The sequence below is a fragment of the Agrococcus sp. HG114 genome, assembly GCF_024723325.1.
In the GTDB taxonomy this organism is placed as follows: Bacteria; Actinomycetota; Actinomycetes; order Actinomycetales; family Microbacteriaceae; genus Agrococcus.
Genome location: NZ_JANQCH010000094.1, coordinates 1 through 9,090 on the forward strand (window position 1 = coordinate 1; position 9,090 = coordinate 9,090).

The following is a 9,090-nucleotide window of genomic DNA, read 5'->3' on the forward strand; positions in this document are numbered from 1 at the left end:
GCCGGGGCCGGGGCCGGGGCCGGGCCGGAGCCGGGGGCGGGGACGGGGTCCGGGGTGGGGCCCGGGACGGGCCGGGGCTGAGGACCGGGGCTTGGGTAGGGCCAGGCGGCGCGCGGCAGCGGTGCGGGGCGACGCGGCCAAGGGGCGGCAGGCGAGCGTGCTGTGGGGCGTGGCTCGGAGGTGCGGGCGATATGGGCGAGCCGACGGTGTGGCACGGAGCAAGGACCCGCTTGCCGACAGAGGGGAACCGTCCTTGCTCGGGTGCGAGCGGGCCGCTGGGCCTTGCTGCGTGCGATGGCCGGGGGCGGCGGCGGTGGGGGCGGCGCGCGTCAGCCCAGGTAGCCGAGGGCGCGCACCTGCTCGCGCTCGTCCTCGAGCTCGGCGACCGAAGCGCGCAGCTGCGCCGCGACATCCGCGTCGAGCTCGAGGTCGTCGACGATCGACCACTCGCCGACCGAGGCCGTGACGGGGAACGACGAGACGAGGCCCTCCGGCACGTCGTACTCGCCGTTCGAGACGACCGACATCGAGGTCCAGTCGTCGGGCGGGGTGCCGAGCATCCACGAGCGCACGTGATCGATCGTCGCCGACGCCGCCGAGGCGGCCGACGACGCGCCGCGGGCGGCGATGACGGCGGCCCCCCGGTTCGCGACGGTGGGCGCGAACTCGTCGCGCGCCCACTCGCGCTCGACGAGATCGGTCGCGAGCGTCTCCCCGACGATCGCGTGCGTGAGGTCGGGCACCTGCGTCGTCGAGTGGTTGCCCCACACGATCATGCGCCGCACCTCGGCGACGGGCGCACCCGTCTTCGCGGCGAGCTGCGCGATCGCGCGGTTGTGGTCGAGCCGCGTGAGCGCCGAGAAGCGCTCCCGCGGGACGTCGGGCGCGGCCGCCGCGGCGATGAGCGCGTTCGTGTTCGCCGGGTTCCCGGTCACGGTGATGCGGATGTCTGCGCTCGCGCGCTCCTGGATCGCGCGTCCCTGCGCGGCGAAGATCGCGCCGTTCGCGGCGAGCAGGTCCGAGCGCTCCATGCCCGGCCCGCGGGGCCGCGCGCCCACGAGGAGCGCGTGATCGGCGCCGTCGAACGCCACCGACGCATCCGCCGTCGTGTCGACCGACAGCAGGAGCGGGAACGCAGAGTCCTGCAGCTCCATCACGACGCCCTCGAGCGCGGGCAGCGCGTCGGGCACCTCCAAGATGCGGAGCCGCACCGGCTGGTCGGGGCCGAGCATGTCGCCCGCGGCGATGCGGAACAGCAGCTGGTAGCCGATCTGGCCGGCGCCGCCGGTGACGGCGATGGTGACGGGAGCGTGCATCATGCGCCCATCGTGCACGGTGCGCCTGAGCGCTCCTACAGCCAGCCGCGGCGCTTGAACGCGACGTACAGGCCGCCGGCGAGCAGCACCATGAGCAGGAGCGAGAACGGGTAGCCGAGCAGCCACTCGAGCTCGGGCAGGTGGCGGAAGTTCATGCCGTAGATGCCCGCGATGAGCGTGGGCGCGAAGAGGATCGCCGCCCACGAGGTGACCTTCTTCGTCTGGTCGTTCTGCACGAGCTGCAGCTCGGTCATCGCCCGCATCTCCTCGTTCTGCCGCTCGGCGACCCGGGCGGAGGCGAGCTGCAGCAGCGAGGTCAGCAGACGCTGCGCGCCGTCGAGCCGAGCCGCCGTCTGCCTCGCATGGTCGTCGACGTCGCGCAGGTGCCGCTGCAGCTCGTCGGCGTCGACGCCGCCGTCCCTCGGCACGCGCGCGGCGAAGCGCTCGACGATCCCGCTCATCGGCTCCGCGGCGCGCTCGAGCACCACCATGCGGCGGAGCGCCAGGTACACCTCGACCGTCGCCGGATCCTCCTGCCCGAAGAACGACTCCTCGATCGCCGCGATCCGCTGCCGCACGAGATCGGCGAGCTCGGCGTGCTGGTCGGCCGTCTCGTCGAGCAGCGCGTAGAGCAGCGTCGCCGGCGAGGCCGTGAGCAGCTCGAGTCCGCTCGCGAGCCGAGCGCGGAGGTCGGCGAGCCCCTCGCGGCGATCCCATGACACGGTGATCGCGCACCGGTCGGCGACGATCGCGTGCACCTCGCGCGGCACGAGCGCGTCGCCGACCTGCTCGACGCGGTGCAGCACGCAGTAGGCGGTGCCGTCGTAGGGCTCGAGCTTCGGCCGCTGCCCGCGCTGCAGCACGTCCTCGACGACGAGCCGGTGCAGCTCGAGCTCGCGCGCCGCCTCGAGCAGCTCGGCCTCGCTCGGGTCGACGAGGTCGATCCACGCGAAGCCCCCGCGCTCGGCAGCGGTCTCGAGCACGCGGTCGAAGGGGATGCGCTCGTCGACGCGCGCGCCATCGACCCAGACGGATGCGTCGGCGATGGCCATGCGGTCAATGTACGGCCGCGCTCGCGTTCGCCGACAGAGGAGCGCATCGGGCCCCCGCGTAGACTTGGGAGACGGCCGATCGCGGCCGCACGTGCTGGGGAGGGCAGATGGGCAGGACGCTCGCTGAGAAGGTGTGGGACGACCACGTCGTGGTCAAGGGCGAGGACGGCGCGCCCGACCTCCTCTACATCGACCTCCACCTCGTGCACGAGGTGACGAGCCCGCAGGCGTTCGACGGCCTCCGGCAGGCCGGCCGGAAGCTCCGCCGCACCGACCTCACCGTCGCGACCGAGGACCACAACACGCCCACGATCGACATCGACAAGCCGATCCAGGACCCGACGAGCCGCAAGCAGATCGAGACGCTGCGCCGGAACGCCGCGGAGTTCGGCGTGCGCATCCACTCGCTCGGCGACAAGGATCAGGGCATCGTGCACCTCGTCGGCCCGCAGCTCGGCCTCACGCTCCCGGGCGTGACGGTCGTGTGCGGCGACTCGCACACCTCGACGCACGGCGCGTTCGGCGCGATGGCGTTCGGCATCGGCACGAGCGAGGTCGAGCACGTCATGGCGACGCAGACGCTCCCGCTCAAGCCGTTCAAGACCATGGCGATCAACGTCGAGGGCGAGCTGCGCCCCGGCGTGACGGCGAAGGACATCATCCTCGCCGTGATCGCGAAGATCGGCACGGGCGGCGGCGCGGGCTACGTCTTCGAGTACCGCGGCAGCGCCATCCGCTCGCTCTCGATCGAGGGCCGGATGACGATCTGCAACATGTCGATCGAGGCGGGCGCCCGCGCCGGCATGGTCGCGCCCGACGAGACGACGTTCGCGTACGTCAAGGACAAGCCGCACGCGCCGAAGGGCGCCGACTGGGACGCCGCGCTCGAGTACTGGAAGACGCTCCCGACCGACGACGACGCCGTCTTCGACGCCGAGATCACCATCGACGCATCCGAGCTCGAGCCGTTCGTGACGTGGGGTACGAACCCCGGGCAGGGCGCGTCGCTCTCGGGCGAGGTGCCGAGCCCCGAGTCGTTCGCCGACCCGACCGACCGCTCCGCCGCCGAGCGCGCGCTCGAGTACATGGACCTGCAGCCGGGCACGAAGCTCAAGGACATCCGCGTCGACACCGTGTTCATCGGCTCGTGCACGAACTCGCGCATGGAGGATCTCACGGCCGCGGCCGACATCATCCGCGGTCGCAAGAAGGCGGATGGGGTGCGCGTGCTGGTCGTGCCGGGCTCGGCTCGGGTGCGGCTCGAGGCCGAGGCCGCCGGGCTCGACAAGGTCTTCACCGACTTCGGCGCCGAGTGGCGCTTCGCGGGCTGCTCGATGTGCCTCGGCATGAACCCCGACCAGCTCGCTCCGGGCGAGCGCTGCGCGTCGACCTCGAACCGCAACTTCGAGGGCCGGCAGGGCAAGGGCGGGCGCACGCACCTCGTCTCGCCGCTCGTCGCGGCGGCGACCGCGATCCGCGGCACGCTCTCGAGCCCGTGGGACCTCGAGGCCGAGGACGAGGCGGAGGCGCGCAACGTCACGGCCGAGGAGATGCAGATCGCCGACCTGCCGGCGCAGCCGAACGGCGAGGAGGCCTGAGCATGGAGAAGATCACCACCCTGACCGGGCCGATCGTGCCGCTCGAGCGCTCGAACGTCGACACCGACCAGATCATCCCGGCCGTCTTCCTCAAGCGCGTCACGAAGACCGGCTACGACGACGCCCTCTTCCACTCGTGGCGGCAGGACCCGGACTTCGTGCTCAACCAGGAGCCGTACCGGCACGGCGGCGTCCTCGTCGTCGGCCACGACTTCGGCACCGGCTCGAGCCGCGAGCACGCGGTCTGGGCGCTGCGCGACTTCGGCTTCACCGCCGTGCTCGGCCCGCGCTTCGGCGAGATCTTCCGCGGCAACGCGGGCAAGCAGGGCCTGCTCGTCGGGCAGATATCGGAGGAGTCGATGGAGGCGCTCTGGGCCGCCGCCCGCGCGAACCCCGGCGAGCAGGTGACCGTCGACCTCGAGCGCCGCACGGCGACCGCCGCGGGACTCAGCCACGCCTTCCAGATCGACGACTACACTCGCTGGCGCCTGCTCGAGGGCCTCGACGACATCGCCCTGACCCTGCGCGACGAGGACGCGATCTCCGCGTTCGAGGCCAAGCGGCCATCGTGGCTGCCGACGACCCAGGCCCGAACGCAAGGAGCCTCGTGAACCTGACCGAGTTCAGCAAGAGCGCCGGCGCTGCCGTCGGCATGAACGTCGACACCATCACCGTGCGGGGCGGCAAGCCGCTGCAGGGCCGCATCCAGATGAAGGGTGCGAAGAACCTCGTCACGAAGGCGATGGTCGCCGCGCTCCTGGGCGAGACGGCGAGCGAGCTGCGCAGCGTTCCCGAGATCAGCGACGTCCGCGTCGTGCAGGGCCTGCTCGAGCTGCACGGCGTCACCGTCGAGCGCGACGGCGACGCGCTGCGCCTCGACCCCGCCAACGTGCGCACGGCGCACGAGACGTCGATCAACGCGCACGCGGGCTCGAGCCGCATCCCGATCCTCTTCTGCGGCCCGCTGCTGCACCAGCTCGGCGAGGCGTTCATCCCCGACCTCGGCGGCTGCCACATCGGCGACCGGCCCATCGACTTTCACCTCGAGGTGCTCCGCAACTTCGGCGCGGTCGTCGAGAAGCTCCCGAGCGGCATCCGCATGACCGCGCCGAACGGACTGCACGGCGCGAAGATCCACCTGCCGTACCCGTCGGTCGGCGCGACCGAGCAGGTGCTGCTCGGCGCCGTCCGCGCGAAGGGCCGCACCGAGCTCACCGGCGCCGCGGTCGAGCCCGAGATCATGGACCTCATCGCGATCCTGCAGAAGATGGGCGCCGAGATCCAGGTCGACACCGACCGCACCATCCGCATCGAGGGCGTCGACCGGCTCGTCGGCTACCGCCACACCGCGCTCTTCGACCGCAACGAGGCCGCCTCCTGGGCGTGCGCGGCGCTCGCGACCGGCGGCGACGTGTTCCTCGAGGGCGCCCGCCAGTACGAGATGACGACCTTCCTCAACGTCTTCCGCAAGGCGGGCGGCGCGTTCGAGGTCGAGGACGACGGCATCCGCTTCTGGCACCCGGGCGGCGACCTCAAGCCCGTCGTGGTCGAGACGGATGTGCACCCCGGCTTCATGACGGACTGGCAGCAGCCGCTCGTGGTCGCGCTCGCGAAGGCGAACGGCATCTCGATCGTGCACGAGACCGTCTACGAGCAGCGCTTCGGCTTCACCGACGCGCTCGTCGAGATGGGGGCGCGCATCCAGATCCACACCGAGTGCCTCGGCAGCCACGCGTGCCGCTTCGGGCAGCGCAACTACCAGCACTCGGCGGTCATCGCCGGCCCGGTCGAGCTCCACGGCGCCGACGTCGAGGTGCCCGACCTGCGGGGCGGCTTCAGCCACCTCGTGGCGGCGCTCACGGCCGAGGGCACGAGCCGCATCTCGAACGTCGGGATCATCGCCCGCGGGTACGAGCGCTTCATCGAGAAGCTCGAGACCCTCGGCGCTGACTTCGACGTGGAGGGCTGATGGGGCTGCCCGGCCACCCGCCGAGGTCGGAGCGCAGGCCCGTCTACCTCGGCCTGGCCGCCCTCGTCCTGCCCGCGGTCGCCGGGATGGCGAAGCTGCGCATCCGCGGCCATGAGCACCTGCCCGCGACGGGCGCGTTCGTGCTCTCGCCCAACCACTACAGCGAGATCGACCCGGTCATCATGGCCGTCGCCGTCTGGAAGGCCGGCCGGGTGCCGCGCTTCCTGGCGAAGGCGAGCCTGTTCGACATCCCGGTCATCGGCGGCATCCTGCGGGCGGCGGGCCAGATCCCGGTCGAGCGCGCCGGGCGGAGCACGGGCGCCCAGCCGCTCGAGGCCGCCCGCACCCTCGTGCGCGACGGCCTCGGCGTGATCATCTACCCCGAGGGCTCGCTTACGCGCGAGCCCGACCTCTGGCCCATGCGCGGCAAGACGGGCGCGGTGCGCATGGCGCTCGAGGCGGGCGTGCCCCTCATCCCTGCCGCGCACTGGGGCACGCAGCACCTCATGCCCCGCTACGGCAAGGCGATCCACCCGTTCCCGCGCAAGCGCATCGACATCCTCTTCGGTCCGCCCGTCGACCTGAGCGACTTCGAGGGCAGGACCGACCAGGCGTCGATGCTCGCCGCCACCGAGCGCGTCATGGAGGCCATCGCCGGGCTGCTCGGCGAGCTGCGGGGCGAGCGGCCGCCCGCCGTGCGCTACGACCCCTCCCACTACGGCCAGGCCGAGACCGGCAGGTTCGACGAGCGGCGGGAACCCGCGGAGCGCTCGGGCGACCCAGAGCCCGGCGACGCGGGCGACAGCGGCTCCGGGAGCGCGGATGGCTGACGTCGCCGTCCTCGGCGCCGGCAGCTGGGGCACGACGTTCGCGAAGGCGCTCGCCGACGGCGGCGCCGACACGGTGCTGTGGGCGCGCCGGCCGGAGGCGGCTCGCGAGATCGACGAGTCGCGCCGCAACACGCGCTACCTGCCGGGCATCACGCTGCCCGCGTCGCTGCACGCCACGAGCGACATCCGCGAGGCGCTGCACGGCGCCGGCCAGGTCTACCTCGCGGTGCCGAGCCAGCAGCTGCGGCAGCTGCTGCGCGAGCACGGCGGCGCGATCGAGCCCGACGCGCCGATCGTGAGCCTCATCAAGGGCGTCGAGACCGGCTCGCGGCTGCGCATGAGCGAGGTGATCGCGGAGGAGCTGCGCATCGACGCGGGCCGCATCGCCGTGGTCTCCGGCCCGAACCTCGCGCTCGAGATCGCGCAGGAGCACCCGACGGCCGCGGTCGTCTCCTCGGTGAGCCCGATGACCGCGCGCGAGGTCGCGAAGCGCGCGCGCAACGACTACTTCCACTCGTTCATCAACGCGGACGTCATCGGCACCGAGTTCGGCGGGGTGCTGAAGAATCTCGTCGCGCTCGCGATCGGCATCGTCGACGGCGTCGGCTACGGCGAGAACACGAAGGCGTCGATCATCACGCGCGGGCTCGCCGAGGTCACCGCCTTCGCGGTCGCGCACGGCGCCGAGCGCGAGACGATGAGCGGCCTCGCCGGGCTCGGCGACCTCATCGCGACGTGCGGCTCGCCCCTCTCGCGCAACTTCACCGCCGGGCGCCTGCTCGGCATGGGCTACTCGCGCACCGACGTCGTCGCCCGCATGGAGCAGGTCGCGGAGGGACTCGCCTCGGTGGACCCCGTCGCACAGCTCGCCGCGGCGAAGGGGGTGCGGATGCCCATCCTCGAGCAGGTGCGGCTCGTGCTCGACGGCGCGATGGACCCGCGCGACATCGCCCCCCACCTCACGACCGACGACGAGCCGATCCAGGAGTGACCGTGAGCCAGCAGCCCGACGCCCCGGCCGCCCAGGCCGCCGCCGACGACTCCAGCGCGCCCCGGCGCATCCGCGTCGCCCTGCTCTTCGGCGGGCGCTCGAGCGAGCACTCGATCTCGTGCGCGACCGCCGGCAGCGTGCTGCGCCACCTTGACCGCGAGCGGTTCGAGCCGGTCGTCGTGGGCATCGCGCCGTCAGGCGCGTGGACGCTGTGGGACGGCGACCCGGCGGAGCTCACGCTCGAGGCGATGCCCGTCGTCGCCGACAACGGCTCGCGCGTGCGGCTACCGCAGGTCGCGGGGGAGCGCGCGCTCGTCGTCGACGACCCGAGCGGCACGCGCACGATCCCGATCGACGTGGTCTTCCCGATCCTGCACGGCCCGTTCGGCGAGGACGGCACGGTGCAGGGCGCGCTCGAGCTCGCGGGCCTGCCGTACGTCGGCAACGGGGTGCTCGCGAGCGCCGTGGGCATGGACAAGCACTTCACGAAGACGGTGCTCGAGCACGCGGGGATCCGCGTGGCCCCGTGGATGACCGTCTCGCGCGCCGAGTGGGCGCGCGACCCCGACGCGGTGCGGGCGCGGCTCGGCGACTTCCCGCTGCCGGTGTTCGTGAAGCCTGCGCGGGCCGGCTCGTCGGTCGGCGTGAGCCGCGTCTCGTCGGTGCTCGACTTCGACCGGGCCATGGAGGTCGCGCTCGCGGAGGACTCGCGCGCGCTCGTCGAGGTCGGGGTGAGCGGCCGCGAGATCGAGGTGGGCGTGCTCGCGGGCCGCGACGGCGGGCTGCCGCGTGCCTCGCTGCCCGGCGAGATCGAGCTCGACGAGGGCCGCTTCTACGACTTCGACCTCAAGTACCGCGGCGGCGAGGGGGCGCGCGTCGTGTGCCCGGCCGAGGTCGACGCGGAGGCGCTCGCCGGCCTGCAGGCGACCGCCATCCGGGCGTTCGAGGCGATCGAGGGCGCCGGGCTCGCTCGCGTCGACTTCTTCCTCTCGCCCGAGCACGGCATCGTCGTCAACGAGATCAACACCATGCCCGGGTTCACGTCGATCTCGATGTTCCCGGTCGTGTGGGAGGCGACGGGGATCGCGTACGGCGACCTCATCACCGAGCTCATCGAGCTGGGCCTCGAGGAGCAGCGATAGCGGTCGAGCTGCTCACCGTCGGCCACGGCCGGCTCGACGGCGACGGGCTCCGCTCGCTCCTCGGCGGCGCGGGCGTCGAGCTCGTCGTCGACATCCGCCGCTTCCCCGGCAGCCGCGCGAACCCCGCCGCGGCGCGCGACGCGATCGCGGCGGAGCTGCGCGCGGGCGGCATCGCCTGGCGCTGGGAGGAGC

Annotated in this window: 9 protein-coding genes; 7 read left to right on the forward strand and 2 right to left on the reverse strand. The window is 72.9% G+C overall.

Going from position 1 to position 9,090, the window contains the following annotated elements:
- Nucleotides 1–329: 329 nt before the first annotated feature.
- Complete coding sequence (locus tag NWP09_RS09480; RefSeq protein WP_258275268.1) at nt 330–1,319, reverse strand: malate dehydrogenase; 990 nt, start codon at nt 1,317–1,319, stop codon at nt 330–332.
- Nucleotides 1,320–1,351: 32 nt separating this feature from the next.
- Nucleotides 1,352–2,368 carry a magnesium and cobalt transport protein CorA gene (locus tag NWP09_RS09485; RefSeq protein ID WP_258275269.1) on the reverse strand — a complete coding sequence of 339 codons (1,017 nt, stop codon included), beginning with the start codon at nt 2,366–2,368 and terminating at the stop codon, nt 1,352–1,354.
- Nucleotides 2,369–2,475: 107 nt separating this feature from the next.
- Here NWP09_RS09485 and leuC point away from each other — a divergent pair, with 107 nt between their 5' ends.
- The 7 genes from leuC to NWP09_RS09520 form a co-directional block, all read left to right on the forward strand.
- Complete coding sequence (gene leuC, locus NWP09_RS09490; RefSeq protein ID WP_258275270.1) at nt 2,476–3,966, forward strand: 3-isopropylmalate dehydratase large subunit; 1,491 nt, start codon at nt 2,476–2,478, stop codon at nt 3,964–3,966.
- A 2-nt stretch (nt 3,967–3,968) separates the two neighbouring features.
- Nucleotides 3,969–4,577 (forward strand): 3-isopropylmalate dehydratase small subunit, encoded by a 609-nt coding sequence (leuD, locus tag NWP09_RS09495; protein ID WP_258275271.1) that lies wholly within the window; start codon nt 3,969–3,971, stop codon nt 4,575–4,577.
- Nucleotides 4,578–4,618: 41 nt separating this feature from the next.
- On the forward strand, nt 4,619–5,935 hold the full coding sequence (gene murA / locus NWP09_RS09500) for a UDP-N-acetylglucosamine 1-carboxyvinyltransferase (protein ID WP_258275275.1): 1,317 nt from the start codon (nt 4,619–4,621) through the stop codon (nt 5,933–5,935).
- Nucleotides 5,935–6,765, forward strand: coding sequence for a 1-acyl-sn-glycerol-3-phosphate acyltransferase (locus NWP09_RS09505; RefSeq protein WP_258275272.1), 831 nt, complete (start codon nt 5,935–5,937; stop codon nt 6,763–6,765). The genes murA and NWP09_RS09505 overlap by 1 nt, the downstream gene beginning before the upstream one ends.
- A complete protein-coding gene (locus tag NWP09_RS09510) occupies nt 6,758–7,756 on the forward strand; it encodes an NAD(P)H-dependent glycerol-3-phosphate dehydrogenase (protein WP_258275273.1) in 999 nt (332 codons plus the stop codon). The genes NWP09_RS09505 and NWP09_RS09510 overlap by 8 nt, the downstream gene beginning before the upstream one ends.
- A 68-nt stretch (nt 7,757–7,824) precedes the next feature.
- Complete coding sequence (locus NWP09_RS09515; protein WP_258275276.1) at nt 7,825–8,898, forward strand: D-alanine--D-alanine ligase family protein; 1,074 nt, start codon at nt 7,825–7,827, stop codon at nt 8,896–8,898.
- A partial coding sequence (locus NWP09_RS09520; RefSeq protein WP_258275274.1) for a DUF488 family protein occupies nt 8,823–9,090 on the forward strand: 268 nt, incomplete at its 3' end. The genes NWP09_RS09515 and NWP09_RS09520, both read left to right, overlap by 76 nt.